Annotated in this window: 25 protein-coding genes and 1 pseudogene; 13 read left to right on the top strand and 13 right to left on the bottom strand. The window is 65.2% G+C overall.

The genetic code is table 11. From position 1 onward, the window contains the following. Nucleotides 1-82: 82 nt before the first annotated feature. Entirely contained in the window at nucleotides 83-523 is a 441-nt protein-coding gene (locus tag J0L98_RS09000; protein WP_296411363.1) for a regulator, read from the bottom strand. A gap of 275 nt (nucleotides 524-798) precedes the next feature. On the opposite strand from J0L98_RS09000, the gene J0L98_RS08995 reads away from it, so the two are divergent. The 3 genes from J0L98_RS08995 to J0L98_RS08985 are packed head-to-tail and all read left to right on the top strand — an operon-like array spanning nucleotide 799 to nucleotide 2417. After that, the gene (locus J0L98_RS08995) at nucleotides 799-1659 is read left to right on the top strand and encodes an SEL1-like repeat protein (RefSeq protein WP_296411362.1); all 861 of its coding nucleotides are present in this window, start codon (nucleotides 799-801) and stop codon (nucleotides 1657-1659) included. A 3-nt stretch (nucleotides 1660-1662) separates the two neighbouring features. Further along, nucleotides 1663-2148: a MotA/TolQ/ExbB proton channel family protein gene (locus J0L98_RS08990; protein ID WP_296411360.1), complete on the top strand. Its 486-nt coding sequence runs from the start codon at nucleotides 1663-1665 to the stop codon at nucleotides 2146-2148. After that, complete coding sequence (locus J0L98_RS08985) at nucleotides 2145-2417, top strand: DUF2149 domain-containing protein (RefSeq protein ID WP_296411359.1); 273 nt, start codon at nucleotides 2145-2147, stop codon at nucleotides 2415-2417. The genes J0L98_RS08990 and J0L98_RS08985 overlap by 4 nt, the downstream gene beginning before the upstream one ends. 73 nt (nucleotides 2418-2490) lie before the next feature. On the opposite strand, the gene J0L98_RS08980 is transcribed toward J0L98_RS08985, so the two are convergent. The 4 genes from J0L98_RS08980 to bamE all read right to left on the bottom strand — a co-directional run bounded on the left by J0L98_RS08980 (nucleotide 2491) and on the right by bamE (nucleotide 7071). Continuing rightward, nucleotides 2491-2859 (bottom strand): DUF779 domain-containing protein, encoded by a 369-nt coding sequence (locus J0L98_RS08980; RefSeq protein WP_296411357.1) that lies wholly within the window; start codon nucleotides 2857-2859, stop codon nucleotides 2491-2493. Nucleotides 2860-2948: 89 nt separating this feature from the next. Next, a complete protein-coding gene (locus J0L98_RS08975; protein WP_296411355.1) occupies nucleotides 2949-4469 on the bottom strand; it encodes an aldehyde dehydrogenase family protein in 1521 nt (506 codons plus the stop codon). Nucleotides 4470-4710: 241 nt separating this feature from the next. Then, nucleotides 4711-6492, bottom strand: a complete 1782-nt coding sequence (locus J0L98_RS08970; RefSeq protein ID WP_296411354.1) for a methyl-accepting chemotaxis protein — start codon at nucleotides 6490-6492, stop codon at nucleotides 4711-4713. 96 nt (nucleotides 6493-6588) lie between these two features. Then, nucleotides 6589-7071, bottom strand: a complete 483-nt coding sequence (gene bamE / locus J0L98_RS08965) for an outer membrane protein assembly factor BamE (protein ID WP_296411353.1) — start codon at nucleotides 7069-7071, stop codon at nucleotides 6589-6591. A 125-nt stretch (nucleotides 7072-7196) separates the two neighbouring features. On the opposite strand from bamE, the gene J0L98_RS08960 reads away from it, so the two are divergent. From J0L98_RS08960 to J0L98_RS08930, 7 genes are all read left to right on the top strand, one after another. After that, nucleotides 7197-8321: a branched-chain amino acid ABC transporter substrate-binding protein gene (locus J0L98_RS08960; RefSeq protein WP_296411351.1), complete on the top strand. Its 1125-nt coding sequence runs from the start codon at nucleotides 7197-7199 to the stop codon at nucleotides 8319-8321. Nucleotides 8322-8439: 118 nt separating this feature from the next. Next, nucleotides 8440-9552 (top strand): branched-chain amino acid ABC transporter substrate-binding protein, encoded by a 1113-nt coding sequence (locus J0L98_RS08955; protein ID WP_296411350.1) that lies wholly within the window; start codon nucleotides 8440-8442, stop codon nucleotides 9550-9552. Nucleotides 9553-9689: 137 nt separating this feature from the next. Then, nucleotides 9690-10622 (top strand): branched-chain amino acid ABC transporter permease, encoded by a 933-nt coding sequence (locus tag J0L98_RS08950; protein ID WP_296411349.1) that lies wholly within the window; start codon nucleotides 9690-9692, stop codon nucleotides 10620-10622. A gap of 10 nt (nucleotides 10623-10632) precedes the next feature. Then, complete coding sequence (locus J0L98_RS08945) at nucleotides 10633-11745, top strand: ABC transporter ATP-binding protein (protein ID WP_296411348.1); 1113 nt, start codon at nucleotides 10633-10635, stop codon at nucleotides 11743-11745. Next, nucleotides 11742-12530, top strand: coding sequence for an ABC transporter ATP-binding protein (locus J0L98_RS08940; RefSeq protein WP_296411347.1), 789 nt, complete (start codon nucleotides 11742-11744; stop codon nucleotides 12528-12530). The genes J0L98_RS08945 and J0L98_RS08940 overlap by 4 nt, the downstream gene beginning before the upstream one ends. Continuing rightward, nucleotides 12527-13258 (top strand): ABC transporter ATP-binding protein, encoded by a 732-nt coding sequence (locus J0L98_RS08935; RefSeq protein ID WP_296411346.1) that lies wholly within the window; start codon nucleotides 12527-12529, stop codon nucleotides 13256-13258. Before J0L98_RS08940 ends, J0L98_RS08935 begins: the two co-directional genes overlap by 4 nt. A gap of 88 nt (nucleotides 13259-13346) precedes the next feature. Further along, the gene (locus J0L98_RS08930; protein ID WP_296411345.1) at nucleotides 13347-13925 is read left to right on the top strand and encodes a putative metalloprotease CJM1_0395 family protein; all 579 of its coding nucleotides are present in this window, start codon (nucleotides 13347-13349) and stop codon (nucleotides 13923-13925) included. Here J0L98_RS08930 and J0L98_RS08925 read toward each other — a convergent pair. Then, the gene (locus tag J0L98_RS08925; protein WP_296411343.1) at nucleotides 13916-14611 is read right to left on the bottom strand and encodes a hypothetical protein; all 696 of its coding nucleotides are present in this window, start codon (nucleotides 14609-14611) and stop codon (nucleotides 13916-13918) included. The two genes, J0L98_RS08930 and J0L98_RS08925, sit on opposite strands and share 10 nt — an antisense overlap. Nucleotides 14612-14719: 108 nt before the next feature. On the opposite strand from J0L98_RS08925, the gene J0L98_RS08920 reads away from it, so the two are divergent. After that, nucleotides 14720-15265, top strand: coding sequence for an NUDIX hydrolase (locus tag J0L98_RS08920; protein WP_296406439.1), 546 nt, complete (start codon nucleotides 14720-14722; stop codon nucleotides 15263-15265). On the opposite strand, the gene J0L98_RS08915 is transcribed toward J0L98_RS08920, so the two are convergent. The 6 genes from J0L98_RS08915 to J0L98_RS08890 form a co-directional block, all read right to left on the bottom strand. Further along, nucleotides 15222-15896: a hypothetical protein gene (locus J0L98_RS08915; protein ID WP_296411341.1), complete on the bottom strand. Its 675-nt coding sequence runs from the start codon at nucleotides 15894-15896 to the stop codon at nucleotides 15222-15224. The two genes, J0L98_RS08920 and J0L98_RS08915, sit on opposite strands and share 44 nt — an antisense overlap. Beyond that, complete coding sequence (locus J0L98_RS08910) at nucleotides 15893-17095, bottom strand: multidrug effflux MFS transporter (RefSeq protein WP_296411340.1); 1203 nt, start codon at nucleotides 17093-17095, stop codon at nucleotides 15893-15895. Before J0L98_RS08910 ends, J0L98_RS08915 begins: the two co-directional genes overlap by 4 nt. A 54-nt stretch (nucleotides 17096-17149) precedes the next feature. Next, on the bottom strand, nucleotides 17150-17545 hold the full coding sequence (locus J0L98_RS08905; protein WP_296411339.1) for a hypothetical protein: 396 nt from the start codon (nucleotides 17543-17545) through the stop codon (nucleotides 17150-17152). A 33-nt stretch (nucleotides 17546-17578) separates the two neighbouring features. Beyond that, a complete protein-coding gene (locus J0L98_RS08900; RefSeq protein WP_296411338.1) occupies nucleotides 17579-19066 on the bottom strand; it encodes a YifB family Mg chelatase-like AAA ATPase in 1488 nt (495 codons plus the stop codon). A gap of 63 nt (nucleotides 19067-19129) precedes the next feature. Further along, nucleotides 19130-19696 carry a YceI family protein gene (locus J0L98_RS08895; RefSeq protein ID WP_296411336.1) on the bottom strand — a complete coding sequence of 189 codons (567 nt, stop codon included), beginning with the start codon at nucleotides 19694-19696 and terminating at the stop codon, nucleotides 19130-19132. A gap of 79 nt (nucleotides 19697-19775) precedes the next feature. Continuing rightward, nucleotides 19776-20036: an accessory factor UbiK family protein gene (locus J0L98_RS08890; RefSeq protein ID WP_296406420.1), complete on the bottom strand. Its 261-nt coding sequence runs from the start codon at nucleotides 20034-20036 to the stop codon at nucleotides 19776-19778. A gap of 273 nt (nucleotides 20037-20309) precedes the next feature. Between J0L98_RS08890 and J0L98_RS08885 the strand changes: the two genes are divergently transcribed. Together J0L98_RS08885 and J0L98_RS08880 are read left to right on the top strand one after the other, a co-directional pair. Then, entirely contained in the window at nucleotides 20310-21053 is a 744-nt protein-coding gene (locus J0L98_RS08885) for a TorF family putative porin (RefSeq protein ID WP_296411335.1), read from the top strand. Between the two features lie 54 nt (nucleotides 21054-21107). Beyond that, nucleotides 21108-21356: pseudogene (locus J0L98_RS08880) on the top strand (P-II family nitrogen regulator); the annotation flags it as partial. Here J0L98_RS08880 and J0L98_RS21590 read toward each other — a convergent pair. Continuing rightward, entirely contained in the window at nucleotides 21320-21430 is a 111-nt protein-coding gene (locus J0L98_RS21590; RefSeq protein WP_365954515.1) for a hypothetical protein, read from the bottom strand. The pseudogene J0L98_RS08880 and the gene J0L98_RS21590 overlap by 37 nt on opposite strands. Between the last annotated feature and the right edge of the window lie 54 nt (nucleotides 21431-21484).

Here is a 21484-nt window from a genome sequence, read left to right as displayed (position 1 = left end):
ATCTCAGCGCCCCTTTCATGGCGGCGCCTCCCGCAGCGGAACGGGGCTGCCGGCCCCGTCTCCACCATTCGCGTCGGCTTGCTCAGGCCGCTTGTCTCTGCGCCTCGAAGATGGCTTGAAGGGTTTCCAGGGTGATCTCCGCGATGGGCTGCCCGGCATCATCCAGGATTTCGTAGAGGATCTCCCCCGGCTGTGGCCGCATGCTGAACAGGACGATGGCATCCGTTGCGCCGCCGCCCTCCCGATGGGGCGTCTCGCTGGCGGGCGAGATTGTGTAGCTGCCGGTGGGGCGCGTTTCGCGCAGGCGTCCATCCATCTCGTACAAGCGGTGCTCGCCCTGCACCACAAAGGTGTGGTTGAGGGCCTTGTGGCGATGCAGCACGATCTGCTGCCCTGCGTCGAACCGGAAGAGCACGTCGGCAATGCGCTGCTGCATGTCCACCTGCAGGATGGTGAAGGCGAAGTGGGGGAAGTCGCCGAAGGGCTGCCAGGGGATGGTGTTGGCGTCGAAGTGCTGGGGCATGGGTGTCTCCGTGGGTTGAGCCGGATGGCTGACGCCAGTAGAAACCGTGTGGCGAGGCCGTGCCGAGGTCAGGCTGCCCGCGAAGCGGCGGGCATTTCTCCCGCCTTTCAGCGGAAGCGTGCGTCGGGCAAATTGCCTGCGCCTTTCGGGGCAGGATGCCGCTGAACGGATGGGGTGGGCGTCTTACAGTGGGGTGCAAGGACGGGTCGGTCGGCCCCGTCCGCCTTCCACCGGGAACGAGCATGCGAATACCCTCAATGGCGGCACTGCTGACCATGGCCCTGTTATCCGGCACGGCGCTGGCGAGCAACCTTTTTTGCGGTGGGCCTGTACCGCAGACGGACGAACCTACCGATCTGGCCCACGTGGTCGGTGACCAGACCCTCGAATACATGGCGGATCAGCCCGCCAGCCTGATGGTGTGCAGCAAGGGCTATCTGTTCGAGAAATGCGGTGATCACGAGACCGCCATGCGCATCTTCGACCGTTGTATCGAGGCGGGCTACATCGGCGCCATGATCTGGAAGGCCCTGATGCTGCAGGACGGCGCTCTAGGCAAGCCCGACCTGCCTGCCGCCGCCGCGCTGATGCGCCGCGCAGCCGAGGCCGGCGACTCACCCTATGCCACCCTCGGAAAGCTCCACTACGCGAGTGCCCTGCACGAGGGGAAGGGGGTGCCCCGGGACGTGGCGGCGGCGCGTACCTGGTTTGAGGCTGCTGCCGCAGAGGGCAACCCTGACGCCATCGAGTTCCTGCAGACCGGCTATCACGTGGGGGACCGGGATGGTCAGGCCCGTGGGGTGGGGGCGGCACCGCCGGTCGCTGGTGCCGTGCCCTTGCCCGGTGTCCTGCTGGAGGAGGCTGCCGCACCCGGCCGCCCGCCGCCCATGGCCACGCCTTCTCCTGCGCCGATGGCCCGTCGTCTCGTCGTGGCGCCCCCGGCCGAACCCGCGGCGCCGTCGATTCCGTTGTCGCCGCAACGGGTGGTGGGGCAACGCCTGCTGCCCCCTCCCCGTGTCTCTGCGCCGACCTGGACGCAGCCTGCCACGCTCTCCGCCCTTTTGCTGACCCTGGTGTTGGTTGGCGCCTTGCGCCAGCAGCGCGGGCGGCCCCCCTTCCTTCCCTTTGGAGCCTGATCCATGAACCAAGTTATCGAAGGCCTGATGTACGCCGCCAGTCAGTTGTTTTTGATACCGGTGCTGCTGGCCATCGGCGTGCTCTTCCTGCACGCCTTCTACGCCCTCGGCGCCTTTCTCTGGCAAGCCCGACAACGCAGGGTCGGGCTTGCGGCCGGCTTTGAGTTGATCGAAGCCCGCCGCCGGGATCCCGGCCTGCGGATTGTTGACCTGGAGGCACTCGCGCTGGCCCGCCTGGAGTTCGCCCGCATTGCAACCCGGGTGGCGCCGATGCTCGGTCTGGCTGCCACCATGATTCCCATGGGGCCGGCGCTCAAGGCATTGGGGGACGGGGAGTTGGGGGATGTGTCGCGTAGCCTGATGGTGGCTTTCTCGGCAGTGATCCTGGCTTTGATCGCCGCAGCACTCGGCTATTGGGTGGTCAACGTGCGCCGGCGCTGGTATGCCAGCGATCTGCTGACCCTCGAAAAGGGCGAGGTGTCGCGATGAACCGGATCCGCCAGCGCCTTGACGATGAAGGGGACGACGACCCCCTGTTGTCCCTGGTCAACCTGATCGACGTGTTCCTGGTCCTGGTGGCTGCCCTGCTGCTGGCGGTGGCGCGAGACCCCGCCTCCGGGGCATCGCGCCGGGTAGCGGAAGCGAAGAAGGTCGAGCGCTTTCAGGGCGAGGGGGCAACGACCTCGGTTGAGGGCGGGGTCCGTGCCGGGACGGCCTACCGCCTGCCCGACGGATCTCTGGTGGTCGTTCCCGAGTAGTGTCGGTGCCTGGGGGCCGGGCGGCCTGCAAAGGTATGAGACGGCGCGGCCCAGCAGGCTTGATCACGACCTCTCAAGGCACGTCGATGGGCCTGAGTGTGGCCTGCTCCATATCGGTGAAGAGGCGGGAGTGCGTGGTGAAGGCCTTGCCGCGCCCGCAATCAAGGGAGAAGTCTCCACCGTTGCCGGGCTGGACGTCGAGAACCAGCTGGCTGTTCTCGTAATACTGGAACTCCTGATGGCCGAGATAGAAATCGGCGCCACCGACCTGGCCGAGCAGGATCATCGTTTGCCCGGGCACGACTTCGCCGACCTTGTAACAGTTGGGGACGCTGCCGTCGCAGCAGCCTCCGGAAAGGAGGAACATCAGGGGGCCGAATTCGGCACGCAGTTCTTCGATGAACTGCAGGGCCGCCTCGGTGGCGGTGACGCGATCAACCATGGTCGTGTCCTCGGATGAGGTAAACGAAAAAAAGGGGCGAGTGACCTCGCCCCGTAACACCTTGCCTTACACTGACTACGACACTTGGATCAGAAGAAGCCCAGTGCGTTCGGGCTGTAGCTGACCAGCAGGTTCTTGGTCTGCTGGTAGTGGTCGAGCATCATTTTGTGGGTTTCGCGGCCGATGCCGGATTCCTTGTAGCCGCCGAAAGTGGCGTGGGCCGGGTAGGCGTGGTAGCAGTTGGTCCACACGCGGCCGGCCTTGATGTTGCGGCCCATGCGGTAGGCGCGGCTGCCGTCACGGCTCCACACGCCGGCGCCGAGGCCGTACGGGGTGTCGTTGGCGATGGCCAGGGCTTCGGCTTCGTCCTTGAAGGTGGTCACGGCCAGCACCGGTCCAAAGATTTCCTCCTGGAACACGCGCATCTTGTTATGGCCCTTGAACAGGGTCGGCTGAATGTAGTAACCGCCAGCCAGTTCGCCGTCCATGTGGGTGCGATCACCGCCGATCAGGCACTCGGCGCCTTCCTGGCGGCCGACTTCCATGTAGGACATGATCTTGCTGAGTTGATCCTGGGAAGCCTGGGCACCCATCATGCTGTCGGTGTCGAGGGGGCTGAGTTGCTTGATGGCCTTGACGCGAGCCATGACCTTTTCCATGAAACGGTCGTAGATCGATTCCTGGATCAGGGCGCGGGACGGGCAGGTGCACACTTCGCCCTGGTTGAAGGCGAACAGCACCATGCCTTCGACAGCCTTGTCGAGGAAGGCGTCGTCAGCAGCCATCACGTCTTCGAAGAAGATGTTGGGGGACTTGCCGCCCAGCTCCAGGGTGGCGGGGATCAGGCTGGTGGCAGCGGCCTGGGCGATGACGCGGCCGGTGGCGGTGGAACCGGTGAAGGCGATCTTGGCGATGCGGCGGCTGGTAGCCAGCGGCATGCCGGCTTCACGGCCGTAGCCATTGACCACGTTGAGCACGCCCGGCGGCAGCAGGTCGGCGATCAGTTCGACCAGGATCAGGATGGAGATCGGGGTGGATTCGGCGGGCTTGATCACCACGCAGTTACCGGCGCCGATGGCGGGGGCCAGCTTCCAGGCGGCCATCAGGATCGGGAAGTTCCAGGGGATGATCTGGCCGACCACGCCGAGGGGCTCGTGGAAGTGGTAGGCGACGGTGTTCTCGTCGATCTCGGAGATGCCGCCTTCCTGGGCACGCAGGCAGCCGGCGAAATAGCGGAAGTGGTCGACGGTCAGCGGGATGTCGGCGTTCAGGGTTTCGCGGATGGCCTTGCCGTTATCGACGGTCTCGGCGTAGGCGAGCAGTTCGATGTTGGCTTCCAGGCGGTCGGCGATCTTCAGCAGCAGGCCGGCGCGCTCGCCAGCGGAGGTACGGCCCCACTTGTCGGCGGCAGCGTGGGCGGCATCCAGGGCGAGTTCCACATCTTCAGCGCCGGAACGGGCGGCCTGAGTGTATGCCTTGCCAGTGATCGGGGTGATGACGTCGAAGTACTCGCCCTTGACCGGGGCGACCCACTTGCCACCGATGAAGTTGTCGTACTTGGACTTGTATTGGATCTTGGCGTCGGCGGAACCGGGCAGTGCATACAGCATGGAAGTCTCCTCCTGGATTTGGATTGAAAACGCTTCGCGCAGCGTTGTCTCCTATCAGCAGGTGGCGTGCCAGAGGGTGATCAGTCACATCTATCGCTAGAAAGTCTATCTTTATCAATCCCTTGTGCTGGCTGCTCGAGATTGGTGCATTGCGGCAACCAATTGGGTGATGTGTATCGAAATTGAACAGTTGCTCCATGCGAAGTGCACGATGGAGCACCGGGTGCCACGCCCAGTCTTCTCAGGCGATGCGGAAGCGGGCGGAAAGGGCTTCCAGCGTGCGGGCCAGGTCTTCGAGTTCGCCTGCCGCCCGGGTGATGCGTGCGGCACTCGCCGCATTGGATTCCGAGGCGCCCGCGACTTGCTCCACGCGCTGGGCGATGTCCCGGGCGGCGGCCGACTGCTCGCCCAGGCCAAGGGTGATGCCCTCTACCGCGCCGAGAACCTGACTGCTGCCCTCCTGCAGGTGCCGGATGGTGCTGCCCGCCTCGTCGGCGAGGGCGAGTCCGCGGGTCACCCGCTCCACGCCGCCATCCATGTCCGCGGCGGCACTGCGGGTGGCAGCCTGGATGCGTTCGATCATGGCGGCGATTTCCGAGGTGGAGCTGGAGGTGCGTTCCGCCAGTTTGCGCACCTCGTCGGCCACAACGGCGAAGCCCCGGCCCGATTCACCGGCACGTGCGGCCTCGATGGCGGCATTCAGGGCCAGCAGGTTGGTCTGGTCGGCGATCTCGCGGATCACCCCGACGATCATGGAGATCTCTCCGGACAGGCTCTCCAAGTTGCGCACGGACCGGGCGGTCTGATTGACCGAGTCGGCAATGACCTGCATTTCGGAGAGGGCATCGCCGATCACCCGGGCGCCCAGGGCGGCCTGACTGCGGGAATGCTCCGACAGTTCGCGGGACTCCCGGGCATGGTCGCTGATGTGGTCGATGGAAACGGAGAGCTGCTCAATCGCACTGGCCATTGCCGCTGCAGACTCCGACTGGGTCTCTGCCAGCATCCGGGTCTCTCCCGCCGTGGCGCTCAGGCCACTGGCGTTGCCCAGAAGGATCCTGACCTCATTCCGGATCGAGGCGATCAGTTCGTGCAGGTTGTTGCGCATCACCGCCATATGCACGATCAGGCTGCCCAGTTCATCCTCGCTTGCGGGCGGCAGGGGCTGCAGCATGTCGCCGGCTGCGATGGCGGCTGCAGCGCGCTTGCCTGCCTCGACGGAACGGTGCAGGCGGCGGATGAGCAGAACGGAGGCCAGTGCAGCGAGGCTCAGCCCGCCCCCGATCAGGACGAACAGCAGTCTTTGGGTATGGGCCTGGTCGGCATCCTGGGCGGCGAGCGAGGTGTTGCCCGCATCGGTGAGCTGTTTCAGAAAAGGGCGGGCGGGGTCGTCCGGGGGGATCTGCACCAGGAGGCGAGCCTGCTCCTGCACGAGCGCGTCCATGGCGTACCGGCTCTGGCTGGCGGCATGCAGCCCGGCAACGCCGGCAAACACGCAGAGTGCGGCAAGGCCCCCGCTGATCAGGGCGATGCGGGTTCCCAGGGTGCTGGGGGGAAGCAGGCGTGTCAGGGTGGCGGCCAGCCCGGTGGGGGCCAGTTGCCCCTCGGCCAGGCGGATTCCCGGCTTCTCGCGCATGCGTGCATGCAGGGCAATGGCATCCGCGATCTCATCGCGGCTCGCCTTGATGCGCACCGACATGTAGCCCGAGCGGTCGGCAATGGGGGTGGCCGTGGCGCGGACCCAATAGAAGTCGCCGTTCTTGCGCCGGTTCTTGACGATGCCGCTCCACGGCCGGCCCCGCTGCAGGGTGGCCCACATATCCCGATAGGCTTCGGAGGGCATGTCCGGATGGCGGAGGATGTTGTGGGGCTTGCCCATAACCTCCTCGCGGGTGAAGCCGCTGGCTGCAACGAACTCCTCATTGCAGTAGGTGATGTTGCCGGCAAGATCGGTGCGGCTGATGATGGCGGCGCCGTCGGCGATGGGGTATTCGTTCGATGTGACGGGCAGATTTTGACGCATGACAGCTTCCAGGGCATGACGTTGCCCTATCTATCGGCCCCGGAGCGTCTGGCTTGAGGGATTTCTCGCCGGTACGCCGCGGGACGGTGCCCCGGATCAGCGCTGCGGCTGGACCGTGCGGCTGGTGGTGCTGACCTGCCCGTTCTCACCGAAGTGGATGTTGAAGAACACTTCGGCACTGACCTCGGGGGGCAGGCGCCAGTCCCAGACTTCCTCTTTCTTCAGGGCGAAGACCTGAACCGAACGTGGCTTGCCCAGCAGGCGACGCACCTGGTCCTTGGTCCAGCCGGGCTGAACCCGGGCGAAGTTCTGGGGTGTGAGCACGTTCTCGATACTCTTCAGGACATTGTCGGGGCCCACCGTCACCATGAAGCACTCCGTCCCTTCTGGCTGACGGGTGTATTCCCAGGTCACGCTGCCGTCGTCATTCCGCCACTCGATGCCGGGTTTGCCCAGCTTGTCGCGCACCTCATGACCGGTGGAGATGCCCGGCTTGAGTTCATTCAGGGTGACCGCGTCGCAGGCGGCCAGTCCGGCCACGGTGACGGTAGCCGCGAAGAGGGACAACAGCCTGCGCATTGGGGATTCTCCGGATGGGCCCGTATCCCGCCAAAGCGGCCGGGCTTGGTTACAATCCACCTCATTGTGGGCGGAAAAGTCGAGTGCCCATTCTGGCACGAAGACCCTTTGCGGAGGATGAACAGGTGAAACACTGCGTTATGAAGCTGGCCCTGGCCGGTGTGATGGTGGCGGGCAGCTCTGCAAGCCTGGCCCAGGCAGTGGTGAAGATCGGCTTTGCCGGCCCTTTGACCGGCCCGATTGCCCACGTGGGCAAGGATGAGCAGTACGGCGCCCAGCTGGCCCTCGACGACGCCAACGCCAAGGGCGTGAGCATCGGTGGCCAGAAGGTGAAATTCGAGCTGCAGGCCGAGGACGACCAGGCCGATCCGCGCACTGCCACCACGGTGGCCCAGCGTCTGGCCGATGCCGGCGTGAAGGGCGTGGTGGGCCATGTCACTTCGGGTGCGTCGATTCCGGCCTCGCGCATCTACGAGCAGTCGGGCATCCCCGCCATCACCCCGTCTTCCACCAGCCCCAAGCTGACCCAGCAGAAGTTCAAGACCACTTACCGGGTCATTGCCAACGACCTGCAGCAGGGCGCTGCCATGGCCCGCTTTGCCACGGAGGTGCTGAAGGCCAAACGCATCGCCGTGATCGACGACCGTACCGCCTACGGTCAGGGCCTGGCCGACGCATTGGTGGATAGCCTGAAGAAACTTGGTACCCCGCCGGTGGGGCGCGAGTTCACCACCGACAAGGCCACCGATTTTGCGGCCATCCTCACCAAGCTCAAGGCGGCCCAGCCCGACGCCATCTTTTATGGCGGCATGGATGCCCAGGGGGCGCCGCTGCTCAAGCAGATGAAGCAGCTCGGCATCACCGCCAAGTATCTGGGGGGCGACGGCGCCTGCACCGCCGAGATGATCAAGATCGCCGGCGCGGCCATGAGCAGCGATGTGTACTGCACCCAGGCTGGCATCCCCATGGACAAGATGCCCGGTGGCAAGGAGTTCAACGAGCGCTTCAAGAAGCGTTTCGGCGTGCCCGTGCAGCTCTACGCCCCCTACAGCTACGACGCCACCACGGCCCTGATCGAGGCCATGAAGGCGGCTGGCTCTTCCGACCCGGCCAAATATCTGCCCCAGATGCAGAAGCTGAGTTTCAAGGGTGTGACCGGCAATATCGCCTTCGATGCCAGCGGCGACAGCCGTGAGGGGGGCGTGACGCTTTACCAGTTCAATGCCGGAAAGTGGGAAGCCCGGCCCTGAAGAAGAGGGCGTCCCTCCCTTGGGGAGGATGTCACATCGTGACAGGAGGGCTGTTGCGCAGCCCGGCCCCAAAGTTGCTAGTCAGCGTCGTACCGTACAAACCAGAGGAGAAACCCGCATGAAATACCGCCTTGTCGCCCTTGCCGTGCTCGGTCTTGGTGCATCTGCTGTCCACGCCCAGGAAGTCATCAAGCTGGGCGTCGCTGCGCCCCTCACGGGAACCCAGGCCCACCTGGGCAAGGACATCGAGAACGGTGTCCGCCTGGCCATCGAGGAGTACAACGCCAAGGGCGTGACCCTCGGCGGCAAGAAGGTGAAGTTTGAGGTCCAGGCCGAGGACGATCAGGCCGACCCCAAGACGGCCACCACCGTGGCCCAGCGTCTGGCCGACAGTGGCGTGAAGGGCGTGGTCGGGCACCTCAACTCCGGCGCTTCCATCCCGGCCTCGCGCATCTACAACGAAGCGGGTCTGCCCCAGGTTTCTCCCGCCTCCACCAACCCCAAGCTGACCCAGCAGAACTTCAAGGCCACCTTCCGTACCATCGCCAATGACGTGCAGCAGGGGCTGGCCATCGGCAAGTACGCAGCCACCAAGCTGGGTAAGAAGATTGCGCTGATCGACGACCGCACTGCCTACGGCCAGGGTCTCGCCGACGAGGTGGAGAAGGCCGTCAAGGCCAACGGCGGCAGCCTCACCGGGCGCGAGTTTACCAGCGACAAGGCCACCGACTTCCTGGCCATCCTGACCCGCATCAAGGCCCAGAACCCCGACGTGATCGTCTACAGCGGCATGGACACCCAGGCCGGCCCCATGCTCAAGCAGATCAAGCAACTGGGCATCAACGCCAAGTTCATCACCGGTGACGGCGGCTGTACCGGAGAAGTGATCAAGCTGGCTGGTGATGCGATCAGCGGCAACACCTACTGCACCCAGCCGGGCCTGCCCCTTGAGAAGATGCCGGGCGGCAAGAACTTCAACGAACGCTTCAAGAAGCGCTTCAATGCCGACGTGCAGATCTACGCCCCGTATTCCTACGACGCCGCCTCGGCCATCATCGAGGCCATGAAGGCCGCCAACAGCGCCGACCCGGCCAAGTACGCCGGCAGCATCGCCAAGGTCAACTTCCCGGGCGTGATCGGCACCGTTGCCTTCGACGCCAAGGGCGACATCAAGGACGGCGCCGTGACGGTCTATCAGTTCAAGGCCGGCAAGTGGGAGGCCTTGCAGTAATTGATTTTGTAGGGGCGGCTTCAGCCGCCCGCGGTAGCCGAACCGGTGACACGGTTCCAAGTTCCGAGGGCGGCTGAAGCCGCCCCTACATCGTCCTGCAGGCAGTCCTGCCCCATTAACCTCTTCCGGTCGTTTCCATGGAAACCCTTCTCCAGCAAACCGTAAACGGCCTCGTCGTGGGTAGCGTGTATGCCCTCGTCGCCCTCGGTTACACCATGGTCTACGGCATTCTCGGCCTCATCAATTTCGCCCACGGCGACATCCTGATGGTCGGTGCCCTGGTGGCCCTCGAGGCCATCCGCCTGCTCCAGATATATGCGCCGGACCTCGGCCTCGTCCCGACCCTGCTGGCCGGACTGTCGATCTCGGTGGTGGTGTGCATGATCCTCGGTTATACCATTGAACGTACCGCCTATCGCCGCCTGCGCAATGCGCCCCGGCTGGCGCCCCTGATCACCGCCATCGGCGTGTCCTTCCTGCTCCAGACCATCGCCATGATCATCTGGGGCCGCAACTACCACACCTTCCCGCAGCTGGTGTCCACCACGCCCCTGGAGCCCGTCGCCGGTGTTTTCATCACCCCGGTGCAGATCGTCATCCTGGTGGTGTCGGCGGTGCTGATGGTGGCCCTGGTGCTGCTGGTTAACAAGACCCGCCTCGGCCGCGCCATGCGGGCCACCGCCGAGAACCACAAGGTGGCCAGCCTGATGGGCGTGGACACCAACAAGATCATCGCCGCCACCTTCATCATCGGTTCGGCCCTGGCCGCCGTGGCCGGGGTGATGTTCTCGTCCAATTACGGTATCGCCCACTACGCCATGGGCTTCATGCCGGGCCTCAAGGCCTTCACCGCGGCGGTTCTGGGCGGCATCGGCAACCTGGGTGGCGCCATGCTCGGCGGGCTGCTGCTGGGGCTGGTGGAGTCCATCGGCGCCGGCTACATCGAGGATATGAGCTTCGGATTCCTCAACTCCAGCTATCAGGACATCTTCGCCTTCATCATCCTGGGCATCGTGCTCATCTTCCGGCCCACCGGGCTGCTGGGTGAACGCGTCGCCGACCGCGCTTGAGGGATCTCACATGAACGAACTCGCCCTCGCCATCCCCTGGCTTGGCAAGCGCAACCCGGCGGCGGCCCGCTGGGTGGTGCTGGCCCTGGCCCTCGGCGCGCCCCTCATTGCCATGCTCTTCGGCAAGACCTGGGTGCGCATCCTCGATTTCGCCCTGCTCTACGTGATGCTTGCCATCGGCCTCAACCTGGTGGTGGGCTTTGCCGGCCTGCTCGACCTGGGCTACATCGCCTTCTACGCCGTGGGGGCCTACACCTTCGCCTTCCTGGCCTCGCCCCACTTCGAACTGCACCTGCCCTTCTGGCTGGTATTGCCCCTGGGGGCATGTTTCGCGGCGGTGGCGGGGATCATCCTCGGCCTGCCCACCCTGCGCCTACGCGGTGACTACCTGGCCATCGTGACCCTGGGCTTCGGCGAGATCGTGCGCATTTTCCTGAACAACCTGAACCACCCGATCAACATCACCAACGGGCCCCAGGGCATCAACATGATCGACCCGCTGGAGCTTTTCGGCTGGGACATCTCCCGGCCCCTGAAGATCGGGGAAGACATCACCATCAACTCCCTGTTCCTGTATTACTACGTTTTCCTGGCCTTCGTGGTGCTGTCCATCATCCTGGTCCAGCGCCTGCAGATCTCCCGGGTCGGGCGGGCCTGGGCGGCGATCCGTGACGACGAGCTGGCGGCCAAGGCCATCGGCATCAACACCCGCAACATGAAGCTGCTGGCCTTCTCCCTGGGGGCCACCTTTGGCGGCGTGGCCGGCGGGCTGTTTGCGGCCTTCCAGGGCTTCGTGTCCCCCGAGAGCTTCTCGCTGATGGAGTCCATCGCCGTGCTCACCATGGTGGTGTTCGGCGGCATGGGCAATCTGGCCGGGGTGGTGGTGGGCGCGCTGGCCCTCACGGCCCTGCCCGAGATCCTGCGCCACGTGGCCGTGCCGGTGCAGCAGGCGGTGTTCAACCAGGTCATTCTTGACCCGGAAGTGCTGCGCATGCTGCTGCTGTCCCTGGCCATGATCTTCATGATGCTGCTGCGCCCGGCGGGCCTGATCCCGGCCCACAGCCGCTATTCGCGCCCCGAACTGGTGGTCGGCAAGCCGGCACCGGCGGAGGCGGCCAAGTGATCACCCTGCTCGAAGCGAAGCACGTCACCAAGCGCTTTGGCGGCCTCACGGCCCTGTCCGATGTCTCCCTGACCATCCGCAAGGGGGAGGTGTATGGTCTGATCGGCCCCAACGGCGCGGGCAAGACCACCTTCTTCAACGTGCTTACCGGCGCCTACGTGCCCGAAGAAGGCGAGATCGTCTTCAACGGCACCGAGCTGCCCACCGGCAAGCCCCACGAAGTGGTGGCCGCGGGTATTGCCCGCACCTTCCAGAACATCCGTCTATTCCGGGAACTCACCGCCCTGGAGAACGTGATGGCCGGCCATCACATCCGCTCCCGGGCCAACCCCTTCTCCATCCTGCTGCAGACCAAGCATGCCCGGGAGGAGGAGCGCCTCATCACCGAGCGCGCCTTCGAACTGCTCCGCTACGTGGGCATCGAGCGCTTTGCCGATACCGTGTCGAAGAACCTTTCCTATGGCGATCAGCGCCGTCTGGAGATTGCCCGCGCCCTGGCCACCGAGCCCCAGTTGTTGGCCCTCGACGAACCGGCGGCGGGCATGAATGCCACCGAGACCGGCAAGCTGCGCGAGCTGGTCCAGACCATCCGCCACGACGGCGTCACCGTGCTGCTCATCGAGCACGACGTGAAGCTGGTGATGGGCCTCTGCGACCGCCTGGCGGTGCTGGATTTCGGCAAGAAGATCGCCGAGGACGTGCCCGCCGAGGTGCAGAAGAACGACGCCGTGATCTCCGCCTACCTGGGCGGCCATGGCACCCGCAAGGCAGGAGCTGCGGCATGAGCACGACTGATAACGCCGCTCCCATCCTGCAACTGCGCGACACCCGGGTGGCCTACGGTGCCATCGAGGCCGTGAAGGGCATCAGCCTGGAACTGGCCCCGGGCGAGCTGGTGTCCCTGATCGGGGCCAATGGCGCAGGCAAGACCACCACCCTCAACGCCATCGCCGGCACCCTGGGCACGGCCGGCGGGCAAATCCTCTACGACGGTCAGGCCATCGACAAGCTGCCGGCCCACAAGCGCCTGCGCCAGGGCCTGGCCCTGGTGCCGGAAGGGCGGGGCATCTTCACCCGCCTGACGGTGGAGGAGAACCTGCGCATGGGCGCCTACTGCCGGCGTGACGACGAGGCAGTGGAAGCCGACATGGAGCGCATCTTCGGCATGCTGCCGCGGGTCAGGGAGCGTCTGCAGCAGGTGGCCGGCACGCTCTCGGGCGGTGAGCAGCAGATGGTCGCCATCGGCCGGGCACTGCTGTCCCGCCCCCGGCTGCTGCTGCTGGATGAGCCCTCCATGGGCCTGGCGCCGCTGGTGGTGGAGAAGATCTTCGAGGTCATTGCCTCGGTGGCAGCCGAAGGCGTCACCGTGCTGCTGGTGGAGCAGAACGCTACCCTCGCCCTGGAATTTTCCAGCCGGGCCTACGTGATGGAGTCGGGGGCGATCACCCTCAGTGGCTCGGGTGCGGATCTGCTGGCCGATCCGAAGGTACGGGCCGCCTATCTGGGCGAGTGAGGACTTGTTGGCATTTGGTGATGTAACCGGGCTGACGGAAGGGGTTTGAGCGTCTAGGCTGAAAAGCAAGGCTTGCAGGTGTCTGCTTATGTCTGTTTCCTCGGTTGGTTCGTCCTCGTCATTCAGTCCGTCGTTCGCTGCACCCACCAGTCGGGCCGGCGGAGCAGGGGTGCGTCCGGGCGAAGCGCAAGGCGAAGTTCAAGGCAAGCCTCAGGGCAACGCTCAAGGCTTGAGCGAGGCCGACCTGCGACAGGTGGAACAACTCAAGCAGCGTGACCGGGAGGTCCGTGCCCACGAGATGGCCCACGTGGCGGCCGGGGCGGGGGTGGTGACCAGCGGCGCCAGCTATTCCTTCGAGACCGGCCCCGACGGCCGCCGCTATGCGGTGGGTGGCGAGGTGGGCATCAATGTGTCCCCCGGGCGCACGCCCGAAGAAACCCTGAGCCGGGCCGAGAAGATCCGCGCTGCCGCCCTGGCGCCTGTCGACCCGTCGGGTCAGGACCGCCAGATTGCCGCCCGTGCCGCCAGTATGGCGGCCGAGGCCCGCGTCGAATTGGCCACCCGGGCCCGTGATGAAGGTGCCGCCGGCCCTGCCCGGGCCTACCGGGTGGCGGAGACCGGGGGCCATGTGTCGGCGACGGGCTCGGCCCTCGACACCTACGCCTGATTCACCACCCACTCCACCACCTGCCAGCGTGCCGGCGTGATCGGCCACAGGGCATAGCAGAAGGGGCCGCGCCCGCCCAGGTGCAGGGTTTCGTGGTCGGTCACGGTGACTTCGCCCAGCGTCCAGAAATTCGCCAGGAGGGCTTCCAGGCTCAGGGGGTCGGCGCTGTGCACCGGGGCATGACGGTCCGGTGCCCGGGTCGTGGACAGCACATCGTGATAGCTCGCCCAGTGCCGTGCCTGCAGATGGCGTGAGAGCAGGGCCGTCCAGCTCCCGCCTGGCGCGGCGACCTGCCCGAGTACATTGGAAAAAAGGAAGGCGGCGTCGGGAAAGCGCGCCGCCAGCAGGGCCAGGCCATCCGGGGTGCTCAGGCAGTCGAGCTTGTCGAAGCGTAGCCGGCGGGCATCGGGCCGCCGTGCCAGCAGGTGGCGCGCGATGGGGTCCGGCTCCAGCGCGATGACCTGGTCGAAGCGTTCCAGGAAGCCCGGCGGCAAGGCATGACCGGCGTTCGGGCCGACAATCACCAAGGTGCGGGCGTTTGGCTGCCAGTCACTCAGCCAGCCGGCCACGGTCGCGTGGAAGCCGGCCCACAAGCCGCGGCGGTAGCGGAGGGCGCGCAACTGGTACGTCATGCCACCGCTGGGGTCGAACAGATGGTCACGCAGGGTGGGGAAGGGGTCGCGCACGGTCCGTTTTCCGGTGCAAGGTGGCGCGATTATGACTGGTCAGCCAAGGCTTGCAGATGCCATGCTGCGGTCTTTGTGTTTTGAGCGAGATCAGGAATGGAGAACGGGATGAAGGACCCCTTGCATGAAGAAGCCCTGTCGTCGGAAGCCGTTTTTGAGGGGCGCCTGCTGAAAGTATTCCGGGACCGGGTCAGCCTCCCCGATGGGAAGGAAGGCCTGCGGGAGTACGTCAAGCACCCCGGCGCAGTGGTGGTGATCCCGGTTCTGCCCGATGGCCGCCTCGTCTTCGAGCGCCAGTTCCGCTACCCGGTGGGGCGGGCCTTTCTCGAACTGCCGGCCGGCAAGATCGATCCGGGCGAGGACATCCTGCGCTGCGCGCAGCGCGAGCTGCAGGAAGAGACCGGCCATGTCACCGAGGACTGGCGTTACCTGGGGGTGATGCACCCGTGCATCGGCTACTCCAACGAGCGCATCGAGATCTTCATCGCCCGCGGCCTGAAGCATGTGGGGCATGCCTGGGATGAGGGCGAATTCCTGGAGATCCTGACCCTGAGCCTGGCCGAGGCGCGGGAGGCGGTGTTTGACGGGCGCATCACCGACGCCAAGACCATCACCGCCCTGTACTGGGCCGAGCGGGAGTTGAGAGAGGGTTGAGCAGCAGGGCGCACATGCAGCAGTACAGCACTGCGGCATTGATCAGGTGCCAGCCCACGTGGGTGCCGACGGGCCAGATGCCGCAGAGCAAGGTGTCACTGGTCCGGCAGACCAGGCTGATGACGAACAGTCCCGCGGCCCGGGTCAGCCAGCGCGCACTGGCCGGTTGAGTCCGCCGGGCAGCCCGCGCGCACCAAAGCAGCAGCGCGAAGGGGGGCAGGTAGATCTCCGAGCCGTTGAGGGGGAGCGGTGGCAGGCCTCGTGTGGCCGCCACAAAGAGGGCCGCCAGTGCCACGAACGCGGCCGTCCCCGCCCAGGCCTTCCCGTCGCCGGTACCCAGCACGCGAACCTGGAAGCGCTGGTGAAATATCAGCACGAACAGGGCGATGAAGGCGATGTCCAGCAGTGCCGTCCAGCGGGTGGCCACCGTGTGGAAGACCAGGCTGCCCAGCCCGATGGCGAAGACCAGCCCGGCGAGGTAATGCAGATCCCGCCCTTTTCCGCTCGCCTGTTTCCAGAGCAGGACCGCGACCAGCAGGAAGCCGAGATTGCTGATTGCGTTGAGGGGCTCAGACCACAGGCTGGCGTCGGTGCGCTCACAGTACAGGTCAATGCTCTCGGCCCAGTTCATGCCGGACCTCCATCATGAGGGCGGCGGTGAAAGAACCACCACCAGGCGGTGAAACAGCCGAGACCGAGCAGCAGCATGGCCGTCATGCCGAAGGCGAGGCTGCCGACCGAGCCCCACAGGGCTGGTGCCACGAGGCCGGCGGTGATCGAGCTGATCACCATCTGCACGAAGCTCTGGCAGCTGGAGGCCAGCCCCCGGTGGGTGGGAAAATGATCCAGCGCCAGCAGGGTCAGGCTGGGCATGGCGATGGCCATGCCGAAGTTGTAGGCCATGATGGGCAGTACCGACTGGGGCAGGCCGGCTGGGAGCAGGTAGCTCACGGCCAGGTTGAGGCCGGCAGCACCCAGCATCAGGGCGAAGCCCAGGCGGATGGTGCGGGCCTGGGACAGGCGCCCGGCGAGGCGGGCGGACAGGGCCGATCCGGCCATCATGCCGATCACCCCGGGGATGAACATCCATCCGAACTCGGTTTCGCCGAGGCCAAGGTGCCGCATCAGGAACACCGGGGCCGACAGGACATAAATGAAGAAGCCGTTGAAGTTGAGGCTCACCGCGATGCTCAGCAGCAGGAAGCCCGGCGAGGCGAACACGGCCCGGTAGCGGCGGGCCAGGGGGCGCAGGTGGAGCGGGTGGCGTGCCTCGATCGGGTGGCTTTCGGAGAGCCGCCAGGCGCTCAACGCCGCCAATGCCAGCCCCAGCAGGGCCAGGAAGACGAACACGGCGCGCCAGCCGAAGGCCGTGTGGATCCAGCCGCCGAGGATGGGGGCGATGGCCGGCCCGAGGGCGAAGGCCATGCTCACGTGGCTCATCAGGCGCTGGGCCCGGGGCCCTTCCATGATGTCCCGCACCACCGCCCGGCCTACCACCATGCCCGCGCCGGCGCTGATGCCCTGGAGAGCCCGGCCCACCAGCAAGGTTTCGATGCTGCCGGCAAACACGCACACCAGGGAGGCCAGCGCGAAGAGCAGCATGGAGACGACGATCACCGGCTTGCGCCCCCAGGCGTCGGAAAACGCGCCGTGCCAGAGCACCATGGCCCCCATGGGCAGCATATAGGCGGTTAGGGTCTGCTGCACCTCGATGGGGGCGGCGTTCAGCTCCTCGCCAATGGCGTGAAGGGCTGGCAAGTAGGTGTCGATCGAGAACGGACCGACGGTGGCGAGCGCTGCAAGCAGTGCCGCCAGCTGGATGTAGGGCATGGAAGGGTCCGGTGGGGGGGAGCGCGGTTCGACACGCCCGGCGGGAGAGGGTTCTTACTCGACGACGTGAATCTTGCCCACGTAGTAGCCTGTTTCGCCGAAGCAGGTGGAGGGAATACCCACATGCTGCTCGTAGGCGATGGAGACGCGCTTGCCCATATGACTGTTGATGATCGCGGCAACCCCGTCGTCACGCACGGTGAACTTGAAGATCTCGGGAAGGCTGCCGGGAATGGCGACGATGGCCATCTCGCCTTCCCAGGTCTTGCACAGCCAGCCCTTCTGGGAAAACTTCTGGACGTAACCGGCCCGTTCGCCGGTCGAATAGCTCCAGTTGAGCACCAGCCAGGTGTAACCGGCGAACAGGGCCAGGAGCAGAACAATGAAACCGATGAACCAGACGAGCCAGTTTTTGGCGCGGGGCGCGCCCGCTGACGGGGTGGATGCCACTTGAAGAAACTCCTGAAGGGATTGGACGGTGATTCAGAGGCCCCTGCGGCTCTGGATGGCTTCCGCCACATGGGAGGCGCCCACAGTATCGGCGCCGTTCATGTCGGCAATTGTACGCGCGACCTTCAGGATGCGATGGTAGCCGCGGGCGGAAAGACCGAGGCGATCGATGGCGGTTTGTAACAGTTGTGCACCCTTCCCATCGGGTTGGCACCAGCGGTTGATCTCGTTGCCGGAGAGGCGTGCGTTGGGTTTGCCCTGGCGGGTGAGCTGGCGGGCCCAGGTCTGCGCAACCCGCTCGCGCACGGTGGCGGTGGACTCGCCGGGATGGATTGACTGCAGGTCGGAGGCCGGCAGGACGGGCACCTCAAGGAGCAGGTCGATGCGATCCAGCAGTGGGCCAGAGAGCTTGTTGCGATAGCGGGCGATCTGGTCGGGCGAACACCGGCAGCGCCCGTCCGGGTGCCCCAGATAGCCGCAGGGGCAGGGGTTCATGGCTGCCACCAGTTGAAAACGGGCGGGGAATTCGGCCCGGCGCGCGGCGCGGGAGGTGGTGATCACGCCGCTTTCCAGGGGTTCGCGCAGGGCTTCGAGGACGCGACGCTCGAACTCCGGCAGTTCATCAAGGAACAGCACGCCGTTGTGGGCCAGGCTGATCTCGCCGGGGCGCGGGGTTCCACCGCCCCCCACCAGGGCTGCGGTCGACGCAGAGTGGTGCGGTGCCCTTATGGGCCGAGTTCCCCAGTGTTCCGGCCGGAAGCTGCCCTCCACCGACTGCACGGCGGCGCTCTCAAGGGCCTCGTCGTCACTCATCGGCGGGAGCAGGCCGGGCAAGCGCTGGGCGAGAATGGACTTGCCAGTGCCCGGCGGCCCGAAGAGCAGCAGGGAATGCTGCCCGCTGGCCGCCACTTCCAGGGCCCGGCGGGCCTGGGTCTGGCCCTTCACGTCGGCCAGATCGGGGTAGTTGGGGGGCGCCACGAGGGGCGGGCCGGCATAGGGTGAGAGCAGCGTGTGCCCGCACAGGTGGGCGGCCACCGCCAGCAGGCTGGTGGCCGGCAGCAGGGCGACGCTGCGCACCAGGGCGGCTTCGGGGGCATTGGCGGCGGGGAGGATCAAGGTGCGCCCGCTGCTGGCGGCCTGTCGGGCCAGGGCCAGAGCGCCGTGCACCGGACGTAGTTCGCCGGTGAGGGAGAGCTCGCCCGCAAATTCGTAGCGTGCCAGGCCCTCGGCCGGGATCTGGCCGGATGCGGCGAGGATACCGAGGGCGATGGGCAGATCAAAGCAGCCACCTTCCTTGGGCAGATCGGCGGGGGCCAGATTGACCGTGATGCGTCGCTGGGGAAATTCGAACTGGGAGGTCTGCAGCGCGGCGCGCACCCGATCGCGGGCTTCGCGCACCTCGACATCGGGCAGCCCCACCAGCGTGAAGGCCGGGAGCCCGTTGGCGAGATGAACCTCCACCTTGACCTCAGGGGCGAGGAGGCCGACGAGGGCGCGACTTGTCAGGGTAGCCAGACTCACGGTTTATCCGGTTTGGGTAAATCGCGAGTCTAACCTCAGGAAGCCTCCGGCGGTATGGCTACGTCATGGCGCGTCGCGAAAAGCCTCGACACCGATCACCAGGCGGACTTCATCGCCCACCGAGGGAATGTTCTTGGTCATGCCGAATTCCGAGCGCTTGAGGCGGGCGGTGATGTCGGCGCCACAGGTTTCGCGCTTGTTGAGGGGGTGGGGGGCGCAGTGGAAGCGGGTCAGGGTCAGGGAGACAGGCCGGGTCACCCCCAGCAGGGTCAGGCTGCCTTCGGCGGAAACCGGCTTGTCTCCGTCGAATTGCAGTCGGTCGGCCTTGAAGGTGATGGTCGGGAAGGCCTCGGTGTTGAAAAAGCCTTCACCGCGCATGTTCTCGTTCCACTTGGCAAAGCCCATGTCGATGGAGGCCGCGTCGATGCTCACCTCCACGCTGCCTTTGCGGGCGGCCACGTCGAGGGTGATCTTGCCGCTAGTCTTGTTGAAGCGCCCGCGCTGGGTGGAGAAACCCAGGTGGTCGGTTTCGAAGACGGGAAAGGTGTGGTTGCCGTCGATGGTGTAATTGACGGGTGCGGCCAGGGCGGGCGCTGCGACGCAGGCGAGGAGGGCGAGGGCTTTCTTCAAGGGAGTCTCCGCAGAAGGGGCAGGAAGCAAACGAGGGCGCCGGGGCGCCCTCGCTGGGACAACGGACAAATCGCGGGGTTCAGTCAGCCGGAGACGCCGGCCGGGAAGCCAGTTCCGCCTCCAGGTGAGCGACGCGTGTTTCCAGGTCGGCCAGCTTTTCGCGGGTGCGGGCGAGCACTTCGCGCTGGATGTCGAATTCCTCGCGGGTCACCAGATCCAGTTTGGAGAAGCCGCTGGCAAGCAGCGCGCGGGCATTCTTCTCGATGTCCTTGGCCGGACTGCTGGCGAGGAGTTCGGAAACCTTTGAGCCGATGTCGTCGAGAATTTTCGGGTTGGCCATGGTAGCTACCTCAGAATTTGGGAAGGGTAGGGTACGAAACCCCTGTGATCAAAGTCTAGCACCGCCACCGCCCATTGATCGGCGGGGTTGATGCACCAAAGTGGCGCCCTGTATTGGTGCATGATACCAAGTTGGTGCGCACTGGAATTTCCCTGCGCCGCAGCAAAACCCGGTCAGTTCGCGCAGTGGGCTGAAAAAAAAGGATATTTCAAATTGGCACATGTGTTGCTTAATGGACTTCGCCAACTTTTGATTACGAGGAGAAACCCTATCATGCGCAAGACCGTCATTGCCTCCGCCCTGATTGCTGCCAGTGCTGTTCTGCCGTCCGTGGCCACCGCTGCCGATGCCACGCCGGAGCACACCTTCACCAGCAACGTGACGCTGGCATCCGAGTACATCTATCGCGGCATCGGTCAGACCAACCGCAAGCCGGCGGTGCAGGGTGGCTTCGACTACGCGCACTCCAGCGGCCTGTACCTCGGCACCTGGGCTTCCAACGTGTCCTGGCTGACGGATGGCAATTCCACTGTCAGCAACAGCATCGAGATGGACTTCTACGGTGGCTTCAAGGGCACCGCCGGTGACTTCAGCTACGACGTGGGTCTGCTGCAGTACTTCTACCCGGGTACCGGCTACGGCAACAACCCGAACACCCTGGAAGGCTATGTGTCGGCCGGCTATTCCTTCCTGACCCTGAAGTATTCCCATTCCTTCAGCGACCTGTTCGGTTGGGTCGGCAGCAAGAACTCCGGCTATCTGGAACTCAATGCCGCCTATGAGCTGGTTCCGACCCTGAATCTGGTGGGTCACGTGGGTCGCCAGCGTGTTGCCGGCTCGACCTCCGAGGGTGCCTCCTACACCGACTGGAAACTGGGCGTGACCAAGGACTTCAGCGGCACCGTGCTGGGTCTCAGCTACATCACCACCAATGCCAGCAGCGCCTGGTACACCAACCTTCTTGGCAAGGATCTGGGCAAGGACCGTGTGGTTCTGTCCGTGACCCGCAGCTTCTAATTCCCGCAACCGCAGGACGGTCGAATTCCGGCCGTCTGCCTGAGGAACCCAGCCATGAAACTCGTAACTGCCATCATCAAGCCCTTCAAGCTCGACGAAGTGCGCGAAGCACTGTCCGCCATTGGCGTGCAGGGAATCACCGTGACCGAAGTCAAGGGTTTTGGTCGCCAGAAGGGGCACACCGAGCTGTACCGTGGTGCCGAATACGTGGTCGATTTTCTGCCCAAGGTGAAGATCGAAGCCGCCGTCAAGACCGAGATCCTGGATCAGGTGATCGAAGCCATCGAGAAGTCCGCCAGCACCATGGACTCATCTTTCTTTACTAGATAAATAATCAGTGGCGCAATAAAGGAAGAAACAAAGGTGACCAGATGCACAATCAATGAAAGATTGCGTTCATCCTGTGTTGGTGTGTAATTATCCGGAAAGCC

The sequence above is a fragment of the Zoogloea sp. genome (genome assembly GCF_017302315.1).
GTDB lineage: Bacteria > Pseudomonadota > Gammaproteobacteria > Burkholderiales > Rhodocyclaceae > Zoogloea.
The sequence above is the reverse complement of the archived record's forward strand: the minus strand, read 5'-3'. Positions and strand labels throughout refer to the sequence as shown.

Coding starts and splice junctions, on each gene's coding strand:
- J0L98_RS08930 (WP_296411345.1), top strand. CDS start 13,347: ATGTCTGTTTCCTCGGTTGGTTCGTCCTCGTCATTCAGTCCGTCGTTC.
- J0L98_RS08975 (WP_296411355.1), bottom strand. CDS start 4,469: ATGCTGTATGCACTGCCCGGTTCCGCCGACGCCAAGATCCAATACAAG.
- J0L98_RS08945 (WP_296411348.1), top strand. CDS start 10,633: ATGAACGAACTCGCCCTCGCCATCCCCTGGCTTGGCAAGCGCAACCCG.
- J0L98_RS08885 (WP_296411335.1), top strand. CDS start 20,310: ATGCGCAAGACCGTCATTGCCTCCGCCCTGATTGCTGCCAGTGCTGTT.
- J0L98_RS08890 (WP_296406420.1), bottom strand. CDS start 20,036: ATGGCCAACCCGAAAATTCTCGACGACATCGGCTCAAAGGTTTCCGAA.
- J0L98_RS08950 (WP_296411349.1), top strand. CDS start 9,690: ATGGAAACCCTTCTCCAGCAAACCGTAAACGGCCTCGTCGTGGGTAGC.
- J0L98_RS08985 (WP_296411359.1), top strand. CDS start 2,145: ATGAACCGGATCCGCCAGCGCCTTGACGATGAAGGGGACGACGACCCC.
- J0L98_RS08980 (WP_296411357.1), bottom strand. CDS start 2,859: ATGGTTGATCGCGTCACCGCCACCGAGGCGGCCCTGCAGTTCATCGAA.
- J0L98_RS08920 (WP_296406439.1), top strand. CDS start 14,720: ATGAAGGACCCCTTGCATGAAGAAGCCCTGTCGTCGGAAGCCGTTTTT.
- J0L98_RS08995 (WP_296411362.1), top strand. CDS start 799: ATGGCCCTGTTATCCGGCACGGCGCTGGCGAGCAACCTTTTTTGCGGT.
- J0L98_RS08955 (WP_296411350.1), top strand. CDS start 8,440: ATGAAATACCGCCTTGTCGCCCTTGCCGTGCTCGGTCTTGGTGCATCT.
- J0L98_RS08935 (WP_296411346.1), top strand. CDS start 12,527: ATGAGCACGACTGATAACGCCGCTCCCATCCTGCAACTGCGCGACACC.
- J0L98_RS09000 (WP_296411363.1), bottom strand. CDS start 523: ATGCCCCAGCACTTCGACGCCAACACCATCCCCTGGCAGCCCTTCGGC.
- J0L98_RS08915 (WP_296411341.1), bottom strand. CDS start 15,896: ATGAACTGGGCCGAGAGCATTGACCTGTACTGTGAGCGCACCGACGCC.
- bamE (WP_296411353.1), bottom strand. CDS start 7,071: ATGCGCAGGCTGTTGTCCCTCTTCGCGGCTACCGTCACCGTGGCCGGA.
- J0L98_RS08910 (WP_296411340.1), bottom strand. CDS start 17,095: ATGCCCTACATCCAGCTGGCGGCACTGCTTGCAGCGCTCGCCACCGTC.
- J0L98_RS08970 (WP_296411354.1), bottom strand. CDS start 6,492: ATGCGTCAAAATCTGCCCGTCACATCGAACGAATACCCCATCGCCGAC.
- J0L98_RS08990 (WP_296411360.1), top strand. CDS start 1,663: ATGAACCAAGTTATCGAAGGCCTGATGTACGCCGCCAGTCAGTTGTTT.